This is a genomic window from Salinicola socius, from assembly GCF_001937195.1.
GTDB classification, from domain to species: domain Bacteria; phylum Pseudomonadota; class Gammaproteobacteria; order Pseudomonadales; family Halomonadaceae; genus Salinicola; species Salinicola socius.
The window spans coordinates 1-19408 of sequence record NZ_MSDO01000001.1; the positions used below are offsets into that span (position 1 = coordinate 1).

The 19408-nt window shown below is 64.7% G+C and carries 19 protein-coding genes; 16 read left to right on the top strand and 3 right to left on the bottom strand.

Annotated elements, in window-relative coordinates:
* Positions 1-465, top strand: a 465-nt coding sequence (locus BTW07_RS00005) for an acetyl-CoA C-acetyltransferase (protein ID WP_482822357.1), incomplete at its 5' end; no start/stop codon positions are given.
* A 105-nt stretch (positions 466-570) separates the two neighbouring features.
* Here the strand turns inward: BTW07_RS00005 and BTW07_RS00010 are convergent.
* From BTW07_RS00010 to zwf, 3 genes are all read right to left on the bottom strand, one after another.
* A complete protein-coding gene (locus BTW07_RS00010; RefSeq protein WP_075568102.1) occupies positions 571-1233 on the bottom strand; it encodes a bifunctional 4-hydroxy-2-oxoglutarate aldolase/2-dehydro-3-deoxy-phosphogluconate aldolase in 663 nt (220 codons plus the stop codon).
* An 80-nt stretch (positions 1234-1313) separates the two neighbouring features.
* The gene (pgl, locus tag BTW07_RS00015; RefSeq protein WP_075568103.1) at positions 1314-1988 is read right to left on the bottom strand and encodes a 6-phosphogluconolactonase; all 675 of its coding nucleotides are present in this window, start codon (positions 1986-1988) and stop codon (positions 1314-1316) included.
* Positions 1975-3459 (bottom strand): glucose-6-phosphate dehydrogenase, encoded by a 1485-nt coding sequence (zwf, locus tag BTW07_RS00020; protein WP_075568104.1) that lies wholly within the window; start codon positions 3457-3459, stop codon positions 1975-1977. Before zwf ends, pgl begins: the two co-directional genes overlap by 14 nt.
* A 235-nt stretch (positions 3460-3694) precedes the next feature.
* On the opposite strand from zwf, the gene hexR reads away from it, so the two are divergent.
* The 15 genes from hexR to BTW07_RS00095 all read left to right on the top strand — a co-directional run bounded on the left by hexR (position 3695) and on the right by BTW07_RS00095 (position 19364).
* Positions 3695-4555: a transcriptional regulator HexR gene (gene hexR, locus BTW07_RS00025; protein WP_075568105.1), complete on the top strand. Its 861-nt coding sequence runs from the start codon at positions 3695-3697 to the stop codon at positions 4553-4555.
* 126 nt (positions 4556-4681) lie between these two features.
* Positions 4682-5536, top strand: a complete 855-nt coding sequence (locus BTW07_RS00030) for a putative selenate ABC transporter substrate-binding protein (RefSeq protein WP_075568106.1) — start codon at positions 4682-4684, stop codon at positions 5534-5536.
* Between the two features lie 6 nt (positions 5537-5542).
* Entirely contained in the window at positions 5543-6268 is a 726-nt protein-coding gene (locus BTW07_RS00035) for an ATP-binding cassette domain-containing protein (RefSeq protein ID WP_075568107.1), read from the top strand.
* Complete coding sequence (locus tag BTW07_RS00040; protein WP_075568108.1) at positions 6265-7761, top strand: PhnE/PtxC family ABC transporter permease; 1497 nt, start codon at positions 6265-6267, stop codon at positions 7759-7761. Before BTW07_RS00035 ends, BTW07_RS00040 begins: the two co-directional genes overlap by 4 nt.
* 317 nt (positions 7762-8078) lie before the next feature.
* Positions 8079-8774 carry a beta-ketoacyl synthase chain length factor gene (locus BTW07_RS00045; RefSeq protein ID WP_075568109.1) on the top strand — a complete coding sequence of 232 codons (696 nt, stop codon included), beginning with the start codon at positions 8079-8081 and terminating at the stop codon, positions 8772-8774.
* Positions 8775-8923: 149 nt separating this feature from the next.
* Entirely contained in the window at positions 8924-9190 is a 267-nt protein-coding gene (locus BTW07_RS00050; RefSeq protein ID WP_075568110.1) for a phosphopantetheine-binding protein, read from the top strand.
* Positions 9191-9206: 16 nt separating this feature from the next.
* Complete coding sequence (locus BTW07_RS00055) at positions 9207-9830, top strand: COG4648 family protein (RefSeq protein ID WP_075568111.1); 624 nt, start codon at positions 9207-9209, stop codon at positions 9828-9830.
* Positions 9817-11565, top strand: coding sequence for an ApeI family dehydratase (locus BTW07_RS00060; protein ID WP_075568112.1), 1749 nt, complete (start codon positions 9817-9819; stop codon positions 11563-11565). The genes BTW07_RS00055 and BTW07_RS00060 overlap by 14 nt, the downstream gene beginning before the upstream one ends.
* A 3-nt stretch (positions 11566-11568) precedes the next feature.
* Entirely contained in the window at positions 11569-12324 is a 756-nt protein-coding gene (locus BTW07_RS00065) for a glycosyltransferase family 2 protein (protein WP_075568113.1), read from the top strand.
* Complete coding sequence (locus BTW07_RS00070) at positions 12321-13334, top strand: LpxL/LpxP family acyltransferase (protein WP_075568114.1); 1014 nt, start codon at positions 12321-12323, stop codon at positions 13332-13334. Before BTW07_RS00065 ends, BTW07_RS00070 begins: the two co-directional genes overlap by 4 nt.
* Before the next feature lie 38 nt (positions 13335-13372).
* A complete protein-coding gene (locus tag BTW07_RS00075) occupies positions 13373-13930 on the top strand; it encodes an outer membrane lipoprotein carrier protein LolA (RefSeq protein WP_075568115.1) in 558 nt (185 codons plus the stop codon).
* Positions 13927-16257: an MMPL family transporter gene (locus BTW07_RS00080; protein WP_075568116.1), complete on the top strand. Its 2331-nt coding sequence runs from the start codon at positions 13927-13929 to the stop codon at positions 16255-16257. Before BTW07_RS00075 ends, BTW07_RS00080 begins: the two co-directional genes overlap by 4 nt.
* Positions 16250-17548, top strand: coding sequence for an NAD(P)/FAD-dependent oxidoreductase (locus BTW07_RS00085; protein ID WP_075568117.1), 1299 nt, complete (start codon positions 16250-16252; stop codon positions 17546-17548). The genes BTW07_RS00080 and BTW07_RS00085 overlap by 8 nt, the downstream gene beginning before the upstream one ends.
* On the top strand, positions 17548-18186 hold the full coding sequence (locus BTW07_RS00090) for a DUF3261 domain-containing protein (protein ID WP_075568118.1): 639 nt from the start codon (positions 17548-17550) through the stop codon (positions 18184-18186). The genes BTW07_RS00085 and BTW07_RS00090 overlap by 1 nt, the downstream gene beginning before the upstream one ends.
* On the top strand, positions 18183-19364 hold the full coding sequence (locus BTW07_RS00095; protein ID WP_075568119.1) for a beta-ketoacyl-ACP synthase: 1182 nt from the start codon (positions 18183-18185) through the stop codon (positions 19362-19364). Before BTW07_RS00090 ends, BTW07_RS00095 begins: the two co-directional genes overlap by 4 nt.
* Positions 19365-19408 lie beyond the last annotated feature (44 nt).

Here is a 19408-nt window from a genome sequence, read left to right on the forward strand (position 1 = left end):
GGCAGCGTGACCGCCGGCAACGCCTCATCGCTCAACGATGGCGCCGCCGCCCTGCTGATCATGAGTGCCGAGCGGGCCGCGAAGCTCGGTCTTCCAATCCTGGCGACCCTCCGTGCCTACGCCAATGCCGCCGTCGATCCGGCGACCATGGGTATCGGGCCGGTACCGGCGACCCGACGCTGCCTGAGACGGGCCGGCTGGAAGATCGACGACCTGGACCTGATCGAGGCCAACGAGGCGTTCGCTGCCCAGACGCTGGCCGTAGCCCAGGATCTGGGCTGGAGCCAGGACAAGGTCAACGTCAACGGCGGTGCCATCGCCCTGGGGCATCCGATTGGCGCCTCCGGCGCGCGCATTCTGGTAACGCTGTTGTACGAGATGCAACGCCGCGACGCCAAACGCGGCCTGGCGACACTCTGTATCGGTGGCGGTCAGGGCGTGGCGACGGCAATCGAGCGGAACTGATGCCCGCCTTTGCATCGCCCACCTCGGCGCTGCCGGATTGAAACCCTGAAAACACGAAAAGGCGCCGTGGACGGCGCCTTCCGGTATGACGAGACCGAACCGCGTTCAGCGTGGATAGCGCTGCGTCGCGGCTCTTGTCAGTTCGGTGATTCCTGCCCAGTCCTCGTTGTCGATCAGCGACTTCGGCGCCATCCAGGAGCCGCCGACGCACATCACGTTGGGCAGTGCCAGATAGTCGGCGGCGTTGTCCACGGTGACGCCGCCGGTGGGGCAGAACTGCGCCTCCGGCAGCGGGCCGCCGAAGGACTTCAGTGCCTTGGCGCCGCCGTTGGATTCTGCCGGGAAGAACTTGAAACGGCGATAGCCATACTCCCAGCCGGTGACGACTTCGGAGACGGTGGCGACGCCCGGCAACAGCGGCACATCGCTGGCGATCCCGTACTCGAACAGCGCCGGGGTGGTGCCGGGCGTGACCACGAAGTCGACGCCGAGCTCCTCGGAAATCCGATACTGGTCGATACTGAGCACGGTGCCTGCGCCGACGATCGCGTCCGGCAGGGCTTCTCGAATGCGCTTGATCGCATCGACCGCACAGTCGGTGCGCAAGGTGATCTCGAGAACGTCGAGACCGCCGTCGACCAGTGCCTTGGCCAGCGGGACGGCATGCTCGAGACGTTCGATGACCAGCACGGGAATGATGGCGCTGGAGCGACAGATCGCATCCAGGCGATCGATATGAGACTGAGGCAGTCGTTGTTCGGATGACATATCGAGATGGCTCCTTTGAAGGGTTTCGGCGCCTCTCCCGGCTTCGATCAGGCACGGGAATCGGGCAGCCGCGAGCGGCGCTAAGGCGCCCAATAGAGGGTCAACGGGCAGGTCAGGAAGGCTCGAATCGGCAGCTCGCGAGCATCGTCGCCACTGAGAGCCTGGGCCAGCACCGCCTTCTTGGCATCACCGACCAGATGCAGCGCGTGACGACGGGCATCGTGCAGGCGGGCCGCGCTCAACGTGATGCGCGGCTGGGAGACGCTGGGCGCTCTAACGGCGACGACGCTGTCATCGGTGCTCAAGGCCAACGAGAGCTCGCCGCTGTCGGGGAATAGTGATGCCGTATGCCCATCGTTGCCCATGCCCAGCACGACCAGACTGGCCGGCCACGGTAACGTTGCCAGGCGAGCGGCAACTGCCGCCACGCCCTGCTCCGGCGTCGCATCGGACGTTGTCAGCGAATGAAAGGTCGCGGCAGCGGCCGGCCCGACCAGCAACGTGTCCCGAATCAGGCGCGCGTTGCTGTCCGGATGGCTCTCTGCCACCCAGCGCTCATCGGCCAGCGTGATATCGACCCGCGACCAGTCCAGCGGCTGTTCGGCAAGCCGCTGCAAGAACGGTAGCGGTGTCGAGCCCCCGGAGACGACCAGCAGCGCCCGTGGCTGGCTGGCGAGATCCGCCGTCAATGCCTGAGCGGCGGCGACGGCCAGCTGCGCGCCGATCTGCTCGCGGGCGTTCTCAGTAGTCTTCATACCAGGAACGACCGTCCTGCGTGATCATCGCGATCGAAGCCACGGGCCCCCAGGAGCCCGCCGGATAGCGACGCGGCGGGATATCGCGCTTTTCCCAACCGGCGATCAGTTGATCGACCCATTTCCAGGCGTATTCGACCTCGTCGCGGCGCACGAACAGGTACTGCTGCCCCTTCATCACTTCTAGCAGCAGGCGCTCGTAGGCGTCAGGAATCCGCTCCTTGGGAAAGGCGTGATTGAAATCCAGATGCAGCGGACCGGGGCGCAGACGCATGCCCTTGTCGAGCCCGCCGTCCTTGGTCAGTACCTGCAGCGCAATGCCTTCCTCCGGCTGCAGCCGGATCACCAGCTTGTTGGCGGCGAGATTGCGCTGGTCCGGATCGAAGATGTAGTGAGGCTGCTGACGGAAGTGGATCACGATCTGCGACAGCTTCTCCGGCATGCGTTTGCCGGTACGCAGATAAAACGGCACCCCGGCCCAGCGCCAGTTGGCCACTTCGAGCCGCATCGCAACGAAGGTTTCGGTGGTGCTGGACGTATTGGCGTCCTCTTCGTCGAGATAGCCCGGCACGCTCTCGCCTTCCATGGTGCCGGCGACGTACTGCCCGCGGACCACGTGGCGGTTGAGATCCTCGCCCTCCAGCGGCTTGAGTGCCTTGAGCACCTTGACCTTCTCGTCACGAATGGCATCCGCATCGAGATTGGCCGGCGGATCCATGGCGAGCATGGTCAACAGCTGCAGAAGATGGTTCTGAACCATGTCGCGCAGCTGGCCGGCCTTGTCGAAATAGCCCCAGCGCCCTTCGATCCCCACCTGCTCGGCCACGGTGATCTCGACGTGGGAGATCTGACTCTGGTTCCACTGATTGCCGAACATGGGGTTGGCGAAACGCAACGCGATCAGGTTCTGGACCGTTTCCTTGCCCAGATAGTGATCCATGCGGTAGATCCGAGATTCCGGGAACACGGCACCGATGGCATCGTTGATCTCGTGCGAGGACTCGAGGTCGTAACCGATCGGCTTCTCGACCACCACGCGCGATTCGCTGTCCAGGCTGCCGCTGCGCTCGAGATTGGCGCAGATCGCGCCGTAGATGCTCGCGGGCACGGCCAGATAGATCGTCAGCGGACATTGGGAATCCGGGCTCTGGCCGTGCCAGTCCCTGATCTTCTCGTAACCGTCGACGGTATCGAAATCGAGTTGCGTGTAGTCGAGTCGCGCCAGAAAGCGATCAAGACACGCCTGTTCCAGCTCCTTGCCCTTGATCCGCTTCTTGAGCGTGGCGAGCACCGCACTGCGAAAACTGTCGGCGTCGTGCTCGCGCCTTGCCAGTCCCAGAATGCGCGTATCGGTACCCAGCAGACCATCGCGATCCAGATGATAGAGCGCCGGGTAGAGCTTGCGCAGTGCCAGATCGCCAAGCGCACCGAACAGCGCCAGATCCACGTTGGGCGTTGCCTCTCGAGTCATTGCCTCCCTCCGCCAAAGTCGTTAACTTACGAACAAAATACGCCATCCAGGCATGGTTTGACATTCAACTTCGTAACTAAATTACCGCCACCATCTCAGTATACCGCGCGAAAGATGACCGAGCGTGCCTGGCCCGGTTCCGACGCGGCTTGGCGCTGCTGTCGCCAGAGGCTAGGATGCAGGGCTTGTGTCATGAATCACCCGTCATTCCGCCGCAAGGAGATGCCCCGCAACCATGGCAATGCACGATCTCATCGACCGCATTCGTTCGCGGGTCGACGACCTGAATCGCTCGGAGCGCAAGGTCGCCGACGTCATCCTCCAGGACCCCAATGCGGCGATTGGCATGAGCATAGCCACTCTGGCACAGGCTGCCACGGTGAGCGAACCCACGGTCAACCGTTTCTGTCGTAATTTCGAAACTAAGGGCTATCCGGATTTCAAGATCCAGCTGGCCCAGAGTCTGGCCGGCGGAACGCCCTACGTCAGCCGCAGTGTCGAGAGTGACGATAACGCGACGGCCTACACCGACAAGATCATCGGCGCGACCATCGCCGCGCTGGACGGCGCCCGCCGCCAGATCGATCCCAAGCGGATCGAACGCATCGTCGACCATCTGTCTCAGGCGCGTCAGATCAGCTTCTTTGCCCTGGGTGCTTCGGCGCCGGCCGCATTCGATGCGCAGAACAAGTTCTTTCGCTTCAACCTACCGGTCGGCGCTTACAACGATGTGTTGATGCAGCGAATGATCGCGGCGGCGTCCCATACCGGCGACGTCATCGTCGTGATCTCCTATACCGGGCGTACTCGCGAGCTGGTCGAGGTCGCCAAGGTCGCGCGTGACAGCGGTGCGCTGGTCATCGGCATCACTCGCGACGGCTCGCCGCTGGCCGAGGTCTGCACCGAGATACTGCCGGTCGATCTGCCTGAAGACACCGAAGTCTACATGCCGATGAGCTCGCGCATGATCCACATGGCGTTGATCGACGTCCTGGCAACCGGTGTGACGCTCCGCCGCGGCGAGTCGTTCCTGCCCCATCTCAAGACGATAAAGGAGAGCCTGCGGCCGACCAAATTTCCGCCGAAGGAAAAGTGACGGCGGCAAGGCTTCGGCCGTCGACTGGCCCGGTGTCGGCTTCAGCCTACAACCAACGCGCGGCTTAAAACCCAAGCCGGAAAGCGGTTATCATGAGCGCCTTCAAAAATATCGAGGCCTTAACCCATGCGCTGGCTGCTTGCCCTGGTTCTGTTGGTCGCCTGCTCGGCCGCCAATGCCGCCGAGACCTTCCGCTTCACTGCCATTCCCGATGAAGACCAGTCACGCCTGGTCGAGCGCTTCTCCAAGGTGGCCGATTATCTCTCGGAGCAGCTCGGCGTCGATGTCGAGTACGTTCCCGTCACCTCCTACGGCGCCGCGGTCACCGCCTTTCGCAACGATCAGGTGCAGCTTGCCTGGTTCGGCGGGCTGTCGGGCGTCCAGGCACGCCAACTGGTGCCCGGGTCGCAGGCCATCGCCCAGGGCAAGGAAGACGCCGCGTTCGTGAGCTACTTCATTGCCAATACCGCGACCGGCATCGAGCCGGAGCAGGACGAACTGCCGGAATCGGTCAGCGGCCACTCTTTCACGTTCGGCGCCAAGACCTCGACGTCCGGACGCCTGATGCCGGAACATTTCATCCGTCAGCGCTTCGACAAGGCCCCTGAAGAGGTCTTCTCCCGCGTCGGATTCTCCGGCGATCACTCTCGCACCATCGCACTGGTCGAGTCCGGCACCTATGACATCGGCGCCGTCAACTTCACCGTATGGCAGGCTGCCGTCGAGGAAGGCCGCGTCGATACCGACAAGGTCGAAGTGGTCTGGGAGTCGCCGACCTACCCGGATTACCAGTGGACGATACGCGGCGACGCCGATGCGCGTTACGGCGAGGGCTTTACCCAGAAAGTGCAGAAGGCGCTGCTCGACATGACCGACCCGGCGCTGCTGGAGAGTTTTCCGCGCTCGGGCTTCATACCCGCCAGCAACGATGACTACGCCCCGATCGAGTCGGTGGGAAAATCCATCGGCGTACTGCGCTGAGGCTCCATGCCGTTACTGACGTTCGATAGCGTCGACCTGGGTTACGGAACCCAGGTCGTGCTTCCAGGGCTGACGCTATCGCTGGAAGCCGGCGAGCGCGTGGCGCTACTGGGTCAGAGCGGTGCCGGCAAGTCGACGCTGCTCGCCGAGATTCGCCGCCGCCTGGGCAACGCTGCCGCCTGGTGTCCCCAGGGGCACGGGCTGGTGCCACTATTGTCGGTGTATCACAACGTCTATATGGGGCAGCTGGAGCGCCACGCCGCGCTGACCAACCTCGTCAACCTGCTGAAACCCCGACGCGAGGCGTGGCAAGCCATCGACGCCGTGACGCGCGAACTGGGTCTCGAAGGCCTGCTCCGCCGCCCGGTAGCGCAGCTCTCGGGTGGGCAGCGCCAGCGCGTGGCGATCGCCAGAGCCTTCTTCCAGGGACGCGAGATATTCCTTGGTGACGAGCCGCTGGCCAGCGTCGACCCTCATCAGGCGCTGCGGCTGCTGGACCGCATTCAAGCACGGCACACTTCCAGCATCATTGCGCTGCATCAGCACCGGTTGGCGCTGGAATATTTCGACCGAATCATCGGTCTGCGCGACGGCCACGTCGTGCTGGACGCGCCGGCGCGCGAGCTGACACTCGCACAGCTCGATGCGCTCTACCCCGATGCCGGGAAAAATGCCGGTACCAGCCCCCCCGGACATTCTGACCGCGAGGCCAGGCTAGAGACCTCGCCATGAGCGCAGCACCCGGCCTGCTGCGGGGTGACAGCCCCGGATTGACACTCGCGCGCCGTTCGCTGGCGCTGATCGGGTTGTGTCTACTGCTGCTGCCCTTCGCCGATCTGCGAATCATTGCCGTCGATCCCTGGGGCGAATTATCGCGCATGGCCCAAGGCTTCGCCTGGCCTGACTTCCTCGCGTTGGAAAACCCGTTACGCGCGATTGCGCTGACCGTGAGCGTCGCGCTGTGGGGGACCTGCATCGGTGCCATGCTGGGCTTTCCGCTGGCACTGCTGTTCCATCGTTCACGCCTGATACGCAGCTTCTGCGCGTTCGTGCGCGCCATTCACGAACTGTTCTGGGCGCTGCTGTTCATTCAGGTATTCGGGCTCTCCTCGATCACCGCTCTCGCGGCGCTGGCGATTCCCTATGCCGGCATTTTCGCCAAAGTCTATGCAGAGATTCTGGAACTTGCGCCGAAATCCCCGACCGATGCGCTGCCTGCCGGCACCGATCGCCTGTCCCGATTTCTCTACGCCGAGCTGCCGCTGGTCTGGGAGCGCCTCGCCAGCTATACCCGCTACCGGTTCGAATGTGCCATGCGAGCCAGCGTGCTGCTCGGCTTCGTCGGACTGCCGACGCTCGGCTTCTATCTCGAGAGCGCTTTCCGCGAGGGCCGTTTCTCCGAAGCCGGCGCGCTGCTGTGGATCTTCTACGCGCTCGTCGCCACCTTGCAGTGGTGGGGAGATCGCCGCCTGCTGCTGCCGCTGTTGATCGGCGCGCTGTTCTTTCTCGGGCCATGGCCTGATGTCGATGGCAACCTGCTGTGGCGCTTCGTCAGCCACGATCTATGGCCTGCACCGCTACTCGATGGAGATCTGGTCGGGCTGGGCTCCTGGCTCGCCAGTCTGCCCGACCTGCTGCCGGCAGTCGGCAACACGCTGCTGCTGGCACTCATGGGGACCGTCGGCAGCCTGATACTGGCCCTGCTGCTGTGGCCCTTGGCCAGCCACCACTTCGGTCGTCCGTGGCAGCGCATTGGCGGACGACTGATGCTGGTCGTGCTGCGCTCGACGCCGGAGCTGATGCTGGCGTTCATCTTTCTGCTGATGCTCGGACCTTCGATGCTACCGGCGTGGCTGGCACTGGCACTGCATAACGGTGCCTTGATCGCCTTCCTGGTGGCGCGCCACGCTGACGGTATCAAGGTCGGCATGGCGGATCTTCCGGCTTCCGGGCGCTACGCCTACGAACTGCTGCCGCGGCTCTACCCCAATCTGCTGGCGCTGATCTGCTATCGTGCGGAAGTCATCATGCGCGAGACCGCCCTGCTCGGGATGCTGGGCGTCGCGACGCTGGGCTTCTACATCGATTCGAGCTTCCAGTACCTGATGTTCGATCAGGCCTTTTTCCTGCTGCTGGTCACCGCGGGGCTCAACATCGCCATCGACGCGATCTCCCGTCGCTTCCGGCCGCGCGAGGCTCCGCTCGACGATCCGTGCAGCCGCTGAACCACGCGACGCGATCTCCACGGCTTCGGCCTCTCATGTATCTGAACCGTACGCTTCCGAGCCCGTAGATCGGTTTTTCGACCGCTGCCCGCGAGTATTTAATCTGTATCAAGTCCTGTCGGGAAAACCGGCGTTAGGCTTGTCGGGCCTTCGGGATCGTCCTCCCAGGGTGCGCCGGACCCCGGTTCGGCGCTTTGACGCCCTCCTGTTGGTGAGGGGCGCTACCCTTCAAAATGCATAAAGCTTGCACCGCCTGGGGCTTCTTTTTCCGTTATGATGCGTAAAGTTGTGGCAATACGGATCGTTGAAACGACGCAATGACGGACCTTTACCTACAGGATTGGCGAGCCTGGACGCCCCATCGGGAGACCGCTGGGGAGTGCCGCCTCGACACCCGTGAAAAACCTGCCGGCGCGGCCGTACCGTCCATGTTGCGACGGCGTCTCAACCTGCTCGGACGGGCGGTTTGCGACATGCTCGCGACCCTCGATTCCGGTGCCGACAGCATCGTGCTGCACGCTTCACGTCACGGCGACGGCGAGCGAACGCTGGAGATGCTGTACGGTCTGAACGACGGTGAGCCGCTGTCGCCGGCACGTTTCGGACTGTCGGTGCACAACGCCACGGTGGGGGTCTACTCCATTGCCAGCGGCAATCGGCGCAGCCAGCAAGCGGTTGCCGCCAGCGGCGGCGAGTGGGCGGCCCTGATGGCAGAGGCGCGCGGCTATCTCGCCGATGGCCAACCCAGTGTCATCATCGTCTTCAGTGACCAGCCCGTTCCCCGGCGCTTCGCCGCCTACGCTCCCGAGTCGTCTTCCGCCGCCGTCGTTCTTCGCCTGGGCCGAGATCCGAATCCCGGCGCCCGGCGACTCTCGGAGACCTCTGTCGAGCTCGAGCTCGAGACAGCGACGCTGCAACCCCTCGATATCATCGATTGGCTGATGGACAGGCGTCGGGTCGTGGCTTGCCCCTTGAGTCGTCGCAGTTGGCAATTTCCAGCCGTTCGGCCATGATCCGCGGCCTGAGAGGCCATGCGCATCGCGGTGGCGTCTCAGGATACCGATATGAGAGTCTCGCCTTCGCCGCAGGTTTGCGGCAACGCGCTCGACACCGGGATCGAGCGTCAGCCATTGATAATGAATGACAAGGACGATCAAGACAGATGACAACGACAGCGCTGGAACACGAACTCAAAGAGATGATCATCGAGACTCTGGAGCTGGAAGATGTCACACCCGATGACATCGACCGCGACGAACCGTTGTTCGTCGAGGGACTCGGGCTCGACTCCATCGACGCGCTCGAACTGGGTCTCGCGCTGCAGAAGCGCTACGGCATTACGCTGGAATCCGAAGCGGAGTCCTCCCGCCAGCATTTTGCCAACCTGAAAAGCTTGGCAGCCCTGGTTGAATCGCGTCGCCAGAAATGAAGCCGGGGGCGTCTTGATGTCGTCAGCTATCAGCTCCGGTCGCCATCGCCTTCTCTGGCTGGCCGTGGGCTTCGTGGGCCTGCTGTGGCCGCTGGTGGTGCATTTTCTGCTGCCGCATTACGGGGCCTGGCCACTACTGATCGCGCTTGCCGCCATCGCCTGGTGGCGCCTGCCTGCGGGGCAGCGCCGCTGGGGCTGGGTTCTGCTGCCACTGACCCTGGTGCTGATGGCCACCGACAGCGCGGAGCTCGGCCTTCGGCTGTGGCCGGTCGTGGTGAATCTCGCGCTACTGCTGGTCTTCGCCCACGGGCTGCGCCATCCGCCCACGCTGATCGAGCGTTTCGCCCGCCGCCAGGAGCCGGATCTGCCGCCCCACGCCGTGCGCTATACCCGTCGGGTCACCCAGGCCTGGTGCGTGTTCTTCGTGCTCAACGGCAGTGTCGCCCTGGCGACCGCGATCCATGCCGATCTCGATGTCTGGGCGTGGTACAACGGCGGGATCGTCTATGGGCTCATGCTCGCCATGTTCCTGGGCGAATGGTGTATTCGCCAACGGGTCAAACGTCGGGCGGAAGAACACCGGGACGGAGCCCTTCAGGGCGGTCATCATGAAGAAAAGGCGCGTCATGACGTTTCGTGAATTGACCGAACGCCCCTGGCGTCATCGTTCAGCGGCAGAGGTCTTTGCCTGGATCCCCCCGGCGGGCGCTGCGCCAGCACGCTGGTTCACCGTCGGCGAGTGGCACGCGCGAATCGGGGCGTGGCAGCAACATCTGCTCGACACACCCAACGAGAGCGGCATCTGGCGGCTCTTCGAGCCGGACCCGATCGAATTCAGCGCGGCCCTGATCGCAATCTGGGAACGCGGCGAGCGGGTCGTACTGCCGGCGGATAATCAGCCGGAGACACTGGCGAACCTGCGTGCTACGGGTGTCGCACTGGGAGCACCCCCCCCGGCGCATGAAGACGACGCGCCGACAGAACTGCCGAGTCGCCCCCCTCGCTGGTCCTCGCGGTCACTGCCCGACATCGCCGTTTCGCTCTACACCTCCGGCTCCAGCGGCGAGCCGCAGAGACTGGACAAGCGCTTCGATCAACTGGATGCCGAACTCGCCACCCAGGCATCACTCTGGCCCCTTCGGTCGCAGCTGGTGGTCAGCCAGGTCAGTCATCAGCACATCTACGGGCTGCTGTTCTCGATTCTGCGTCCACTGTGCGAGGCGAGCCCATTCGCGGCACAGACCTGCCGCTACCCGGAAACCCTGCGTACCTGGCTGCAGAGCAGCCGGACGGCGGGGCGTCGGATCATCCTCGTCAGCGCCCCACCCGCGCTGTCACGCCTGCCCGAGGCGCTCGACTGGAAACCGGTGAGCGCCGCGCTGGAGACGATCTACAGCTCCGGCGCGCCACTCTCGAAAGGTGCCAGCGATCAGGTCCATGAGCTGCTCGGCAAGCCCGTTCACGAGGTCTACGGCAGCTCCGAGACCGGCGGCATCGCCTGGCGCATTCAACGACACGGCCCGGACTGGATCGCCCTTCCCGGCGTCGACGTGCGCCATGACGAGGACAACCGCCTGTGGCTGCGCTCGCGCCATCTGGCGTCGCCGGATCAGTGGCAGCGTCAGGCCGACAGGATCGCGCTGACAGAAGCCGGATTCGAGCTGCTGGGCCGAGCCGATCGCATCGTCAAGATCGGCGGCAAGCGGATCTCGCTGACAGCGATGGATCGGGCGCTTGCCACACTTCCGGGCGTCGAGCGAGCACGAACCTGGACACTGCAGCGGCGAGAACTGCGTCTGGCCGCGGTCATCCAGCTGACGCCGGGCACGATGCCCCACGACCACCGCCACCATCGAGCCATGGTAAAACGGCTGCGACGGGCGCTTGCCGCGCATTTCGAAACGCCGGCGCTACCTCGTTACTGGCGCTTCGTGGATCACTGGCCCACCAACACCCAGGGCAAGTTGAGCGCCGAGATCCGCCAGCGTCTGTTCCGGGATCTGGAGGACCGACGCGCGCCGCGCTGGCTGGGCGAGCATCCGCACCAAAACGGCTGGAAGATCACGCTGGAAGTTCCGGAGCGCTGCGCTTTCGTCGATGGACACTTCGACGGCCAGCCTGTGCTGCCAGGTATTGCCCTGGTGCAATGGGCGATGCAGCAGGCGCGCCGACTGTTCGCGCTGAGATCCGATTTTGCCGGGCTCGAACGCCTGCGATTTCCCCAGCCCCTGCTGCCCGGCGACCGCTTCGAGATGACGCTCGATCATCGTCACGGCGACGCGAACGAGAGCCTGCGCATCGACTGCGATAGCCAGCGCGGAAAGCACGTCACCGGGCGCATCGCCCTGGTGACCCGGCAAGAGTGGGAGAGGTAGCGGATGTCGAACGACAACAGCGCCCGTGTCGCGGTTCTGGTTCCCGTCTATAACCATGCCGAGGCCATCGGCCACACGCTGGAGCGGCTCCGGCTGCTGAGCCTGCCGTTCATTCTGGTCGACGACGGTAGCGACGCGCACTGCGCCGAGGTGCTGGAAAACCTGGCCGAGTCGGACACGGTGGATCTGGTCAGGTTGCCGGTCAATCGTGGCAAGGGCGCCGCCGTGAGAGCCGGACTGGCGCGGGCTGCCGAGCGCGGGCTGACTCACGTGCTCCAGGTGGATGCCGACGGCCAGCACGAAGCCACCGACCTTCCTCCTTTCGTCGAGGGGCTTGGTGCCGACGACGAGGTGCTGAAGATCGGCTATCCACGTTTCGACGCCAGCGTGCCACGACATCGATTCTATTCCCGCTATATCACCCATTCGCTGGTGTGGCTGGCAACGCTCTCTTTCGATCTTCGCGATACCATGTGCGGGGTCAAGCTCTACCCGGTTTCCGCCGTCAATCGATTGGTCGCCGAACAACCCTGCGGCGACCGCATGGAGTTCGACAGCGAGCTACCGGTGCGCTGGCACTGGTGGGGGGGCGCCATCGCCAATCTGCCGGTACGGGTTCGCTATCCGATCGACGGCGTCTCCCATTTCAAGCTGTGGCGAGACAACGTTCTGCTCGCCCGCATGCATTTCCGTCTCGTGATCGGCATGTGCCGACGCCTTCCCCATCTCTTGAGCCGCCGCCAGGAAACGCTTTCATGACACCGGTCAGCAGCAATCCCAATCACTGGTCGAGAATTCGCGAAACCGGCACTGCCCGTGGCGTCCGCACCATGGTCTGGATCCGCCGCAAACTGGGCCGTCTGCCGTTTCAGATCATGCTGACGCTGGTGATCGTCTACTACTATATCGCCCACGGTCTGCATCGACGTGCGTCCCATACCTACCTGACCCGGCTGTGGCAGCACCGGCATGGTCATGCACCCGGCCATCTGACCTGGCTGAGCCTGCGCCATTTCCGCAGTTTCGGACAGAGTCTGATGGACAAGATCGATGCCTGGAGCGGCATTCCACCGGCGCTCAGCTTCGAGGGCGACACGCGTGAGCGTTTTCGCCAGGCGGTCGTGGGTGGACGCGGGGGCATCATGCTCGTCTCCCATGTCGGCAACATGGAGATCTGTACCGCCATGAGCGACATGCAGGATGACTTCCAGGCGACACTGCTGATGCATACGCGTAACGCCAAGCAGTTCGACGAGGTACTGGCGCGCTCGACCCATCGCGAGAATCCGCCAGAGATCATCGAAGTCAGCGAGATCACGCCCTCGACGGCGATGCAGCTGGGTCGCAGAATTGCCGAGGGCGGCTTCGTCGTCATCGCCGCCGACCGGGTGCCGATCAGCGATAGCGGACGCGCCCGGACGCTGCCGTTTCTGGACCATCCGGCACGATTCCCGGAAGGGCCATTCTGGCTGGCTGGCCTGCTGCGCTGCCCGATCTACACCATCGGCTGCTTCCGCGAAGCCACCAGCTACCGGATCGATTTCGATCACTTCGACGACACCAGCGAACTGAGCCGACGGGATCGTGCGGCATGGATCGACAGCGCCATGCACCGCTATGTCGACTGGCTGACCCGTCAATGCGAGAAGACGCCGTTACAGTGGTTCAACTTCTTCCCCTTCTGGCTGGATTGCGATGACGCCCATGCCGACGCCGACCGCGATCAGCAACGCGAGAACGCCCCCGAAGATCGACACTCCGCCACCTGACCCCCGGCCACACAGACATCAAACCGAAGGATTCGAACATGCCGCTTCGTCGATGGTTGATTACGCTCCTGGTGCTGGTGCTGGTGCCAATAAGCGCCCAGGCTTTCGATCTGGACGATCTGCAACGTCAGCTCGCCGCTACGCCGTCGGTGGCGGGCCGCTTCGAACAGCAGCGCGAACTGGCGGATCTCGACAGCTCGTTGACCAGTACCGGCACCTTCGTCTTCGAGCGCGGCAAGCGCGTCGTCTGGGAGCTGAAAACGCCGGTTCAGGAGCGCATCGAACTGACGCCCCAGGCCATCACCGATGGCAGCGGCGAGACTGCGCCGCCGGGCGGCGAACAGGTCGCCCAGCTGTTTCTGCAACTGCTGGAAGGCGACTGGCAGGCGCTGGAATCCCGCTTCACGCTGCAACTGTCCGGCGATCAGGACGCCTGGCAGGTCGCGCTGAGGCCAAAAGAGGCGGCACTGCGTGAGCGCATCGCCGGAATCACCCTTCAGGGGGACCGCACCATCGATCATCTCGACATGCGCACGCCCGATGGTGACCGGCTCAAGGTTCGTCTGTTCGACCAGCACCCGCTGAACGGCGCATGACCCGCGCCAACTATCACCGCCTGGGCTGGCTCTGGTTCGCGGTACTGACACTCTGCACCCTCTGGCTGGGCTGGATGCTACGTCAGGGACTGCCCGCGGATACCGATCTGACCGCCCTGCTGCCCGCCGATCGGCAGGCGCCGCTGGTCGAAAGGGCGGATCGCGAACTGGGGCGCGGTTTCGAGAATCGCTTTCTGCTGCTGCTCGGTGACGACGATCGCGTCGCGACGACCCAGGCACTGGGGAAATCGCTGCAGACGCTGGTCGACGAAGGCCAGCTTGCCGCGATCGACTGGCGCGAGCTGGATCTGGCCGACGCCGATCCGCACGGCTGGATGGGGCCGTGGCGCTATCGGCTGCTGACGCCGCAATGGCAGCAGACCCTCGATGACGGCGATGGCCGCACCCTGGTCGAGCCGGCGCTGCGCCGACTGTTCTCGCCGACGGCCCGTCCGGATCCCGTCGCCGACCCTTTCGGCCTGCTGGATGTCTGGCTTTCGCGGCTGCCACAGAGCCCGATTGGCGCCGCCGATGGCCTGTTGACACTGGATACCGGCGATCAGCCCGATGGCCGGCAGTGGAGCGTGCTGATCGGCGAGCTCAAGGGTTCCCCCTACGATCTACCGATGCAGAATGCCCTGCACAGCACGCTTGCGCAGTTTCAGCAGCAGCATCCCGAGGCCGAACTGCTGCGCTCCGGTCTGGTCTTTCACGCCGCCGCCGGCGCCCGTCAGGCCAAACACGAGATGTCGACCATCGGCGCCGCGTCTCTGCTCGGGGTGCTGTTGATCATCGCGTTCGTGTTCCGCTCGCCCCGAGTGTTGCTGCAACTGATGGTCCCGCTGCTGGCCGGATCGCTGTTCGCGTTGACCCTGACCCTGGGGCTGTTCGGCCGGCTCCACCTGCTGACGCTGGCCTTCGGTGCCAGCCTGATCGGCATTGCCATCGACTACGTGCTGCACCTGCAGTGCGATCGCGCCATCGCGGGCCGGGGATTTCGCCTGCGCCGGCTGCTGCCGAGCCTCGTCCTGGGGCTGATCTCGAGCGTCATCGCTTACGTGGCCCAGGCACTGACGCCGATGCCGGGATTACGCCAGATGGCCGCGTTCGCCGCGTTCGGACTGATCGGAGCCTGGCTCACCGTGGTGCTGTGGCTGCCTCGCTTCACGCTGCACGCCAGCCCGTTTACCGACCGCCTGGCCACCCGATGGTGGCGTCTGTGTCAGCCACGCTGGCAGCTACCGCCGTGGCTCGCCTTGATCGGCGCGATCGCGCTGGTGATCGTCTGCGCCGTGCGCCTGACCAGCGACGACAGCCTGGAACTGCTCAATCCTTCGCCAGCGGCGCTGATGCAGGACGAGCAGCGCGTACAACAGCTGCTCGACCGCGATACCGGTAGCCGCTATTTTCTGGTTCAGGCCGAGAACACCCAGGCGCTGCTGGCCCGGCTCGACGCACTGGATGCCGAGCTCGACCGGGCCATCGCCGACGGACTCCAGATCGAGTACCAGTCGCTGGCCGGCTCGGTACCGACGATGGCCGAGCAGCAGGCCAATCTGGCAAGGGTGGGCAAGCTCTATGGCGCGCCGCTGGATGACCTCGTCCAACGCGCCGGGCTGCCGGCCGAAGTCGCCCGGAAAGCCAGAGCCCAGCTCGGGAAGTCGCCGCCCTTGACTCTCGATGACTGGCTCGGCACACCATTGGGAAAGCTTCAGCAGCGGCTATGGTTGGGCCGGACGCCGGAAGGCGGTGTCGCGGCGACGGTGGTCATCTCCGGTGCCCGGGGCGCCGCACCCGACAAGGTCCTGCGCGACCTGGCCGGCGCGCAGGCCGGCGTCGAATATGTCGATCGCGTCGAACGGATCGGCGCCCTGCTCGGCGAGTTGCGCCGCCATACCGCGGTATGGGTTCTGGCGGCGATGACACTGATGACACTGGCACTGATAGGGCGCTACCGCCGCCACGCCTGGCGCGTCATCGTGCCACCCTTCGGCGCCACCCTGATCGTGCTGGCCTCGTTTGCCCTCGCTGGCGTCCCGCTCAACATTTTCAACCAACTGGGGCTGCTGCTGGTATTGGGGATCGGACTGGATGCCGGTATCTTCAACGTGGAGCACGCCAGGAAGCCGTCGGCCTGGCTCGCGATCACGCTGTCGACGCTCACCAGCCTGCTGGCGTTCGGCATGCTCGCCTTCAGCGCCACGCCCGCGCTGCACTATCTGGGTCTGACCTGCCTGATCGGTCTGGCCAGCGTATGGATGCTGGTTCCCTGGGTAAGACCAGTCGATCCCAACCGGACGCAACGACAGGAGATCGAACATGAGTGAAGTCGACCACGATGTCATCGTCATCGGCGCCGGGCCGGCCGGTGCGACGGCTGCCGCTCGTCTGACGGCGGCCGGGCGGGACGTACTGGTGGTCGAGCGCAGCCATTTTCCACGCTTTTCCATCGGCGAGAGTCTGCTGCCGCAGTGCATGATCCATCTCGAGGAGGCCTGCCTGCTGGACGCTGTCATGGCCGCCGACTACCAGCCCAAGAATGGCGCCGCATTCACCCGCAACGGTGAAGAGACGGCAATCGATTTCCGCGAGAAATATACGCCCGGCTGGGGCACGACTTTCCAGGTCGAACGCGCCGACTTCGATCAGCGGCTGATCGAAGGTGCCCGCGACCAGGGCGCGAAGGTCGAATTCGGCGTTACCGTCACCGCCTTTCGCCCCGACGAGCGCTGTCCGCAGGTCGATCTCGTCGATGAATCCGGCGATGTCCGTACGCTGACGGCCCGCTTCGTGCTCGACGCCAGCGGCTATGGGCGTGTCCTGGCCCGACTCGAGAATCTCGAGCGCGATGCGCGCCAGGACCCTCGCACGGCGCTATTCACCCATGTCGAAGCCTGCCCGGTGGAACCAGGCCACGATCGCGAAAAGATTCTGATTGGTGTCCATCCTGAAGATCCCGGCATCTGGTATTGGCTGATTCCGTTTCGAAATCAGCGCGCCTCGGTGGGCATGGTCGGCCAAACCGATCGCATCCATGCCCATGGCGCCACTCCGGCAGCGCGATGGCAAGCGCTGATCGATGCCGAACCCCGCTTCCGCCAGCTTCTCAATGGGGCCCGCCCGACCCGGCCGGTGGGCGAGCTATGCGGTTATTCCGCCGATGTGACGCAGCTGCATGGCCCCGGCTATGCGCTGCTGGGCAACGCCGGGGAGTTTCTGGATCCCGTATTCTCCTCCGGTGTCACCATCGCCCTGCGCTCGGCCAGCCTCGCCGCACCGTTGGTGGAACGGCAATTGGCGGGGGGAGACACCGACTGGCACGCCGAGTTCGAGGCTCCGCTGCGCGAAGGTGTCGAGACGTTCCGTGCCTTTGTCGATGCCTGGTACGACGGTCGCCTGCAGACGATCATCTTTCATGCCGATGCGCCGAGCGACATCAAGGCCCGCATCAGCGCGATCCTGGCAGGGTACGCATGGGACCGAAGCAATCCGTTTGCCAGTGCCTCGCGCCGCCATATCGACACCCTGGCGGCGATCTGCGAGATGCGGACAGCCGCATCGAACCATTCCGGAACCGACGACCCCGATACCGACCTGCCCGCGGAGAGCCGATCGTGATGCGCCAGTTGTCTCCCCGCCTGCTGGCGTGCTGTCTGATGCCCTGGCTGGCACTGATGCTGGCCGCCTGCAGCCTGACGCCACCGGCCTCGCCGTCGCCGACGCTGGCCGCGGCGACGACGTCCGATACCTTGAAGAGTCAGCTGACGTTTCAGCCCGAGGATGGCGACGCCCGCACGCTGATCGCATTCATCCGAATCACGCCGGAGCAGCTGCGCGCCGTGCTGATCACGCCTTATGGCCAACGGCTGACGACACTGATTCGAGATGCCGATGGCGCACGCTTCGAAGCCGGGGATGCGCCGGGAGAATCGCCTCTGCCGATACCCCCAGCGTGGCTGGCGTCGCGTCTGGAATGGAGCCTGTGGCCACTGGACGCCCTGCGGCAGTCCTTTTCCGGTAGCGCCTGGCAGGTCGTCGACAGCGCCGCGAGTCGCGACATCCGCTACCGCGGCAAACTCGCCGCGCGCATCACGCCGGTGCCGGACCGCGATCACCCCACCACGCTGGTGCTGGATGATCGGCAGGGCAACTACCAACTGACGATCGCTCCCATGCAAGACGCCAACGAGAAGCAGAACAACGAGCAGCAGAGCGACGAACAGGACAACGAAGAACAGGAGAATGCCGAGCCATGAGTGCCGCTTTCGCTTGCCGCCTGTCCCGACCCGGCGTCGTCTGCTCGCTGGGCGACGATCTGGAGACGATCGGTCAGGCGCTTTTCGACGGTGAGCGCGGCCTGACGAGCAGCGATGCCTTTACACCAGGCCATCCGCTACCGCTGGGACGCGTCACCGGCGAACTACCCGACGACAGCCAGTGGCCGAAGGATCATCGCAGCCGAAACAATCGCCTGCTGGCACTGGCACTGAAACGGCTCGAGTCGGAAATCGAGCCGTTGCTGAAACACGTCGCGCGGGATCGGATCGGCGTGGTCATCGGCACCAGCACGTCGGGGATCGGCGAAACCGAGCAGGCGCTGGCCGTCAGCGGCCGGGAAGGAGCGCTGCCCGAGACGTTCGCCTACGCGCGTCAGGAACTGGGGGCGCCGGCACGCTTCGTCGCCGAGCGTCTGGGTATTGCCGGCCCCTGCTACGCTCTGTCCACCGCCTGCAGCTCCAGTGCCAGAGCGTTGGCCAGCGCCAGACGACTGCTCAAAAGCGGCCAGTGTGACGCGGTGATCGCCGGTGGCGCGGACAGCCTGTGTCGCCTGACGGTCAACGGGTTCATCAGCCTGGAAGCCGTCAGCGACAAACCTTGCCTGCCTTTCTCCCGGCATCGCGACGGCATCAACCTCGGCGAGGCGGCGGCGCTGTTCGTCATCACGCGAGAAACCGGCGGCATTCAACTGGCAGGGGTCGGTGAAAGCGTCGATGCCCATCATATTTCGGCGCCCCGGCCTGACGGCAGCGGCGCGGCCGATGCCATGCGCCAGGCGCTGGCAATGGCCGGACGCGATCCGGCGGAGATCGACTATCTCAACCTTCACGGTACCGGCACGCGGCTCAACGACAGCATGGAAGCGGCAGCCGTGGCGACGCTCTTCGCCACGCCGCCCGGCTGCAGCTCGACCAAGGCGCTGACCGGCCATACCCTGGGCGCGGCCGGCGCGCTGGAAGCGGCGTTCTGCTGGCTGGCGCTCGATCAGGGGCGGCTGCCAAGGCATGTCTTCGACGGTGAGCACGACCCCGAGATCGCGTCGCTGCCGCTGGCAACCACCAGCGCGGCACCGGCGCGTCGGTTGCGCCATGCGTTGAGCAACAGCTTTGCATTTGGCGGCAACAACGCCAGCCTGCTGCTGAGCCGAACCGAGTGACGCATCCGAATAGATTGAGCCACGAATACGAGAACGGAACGTTA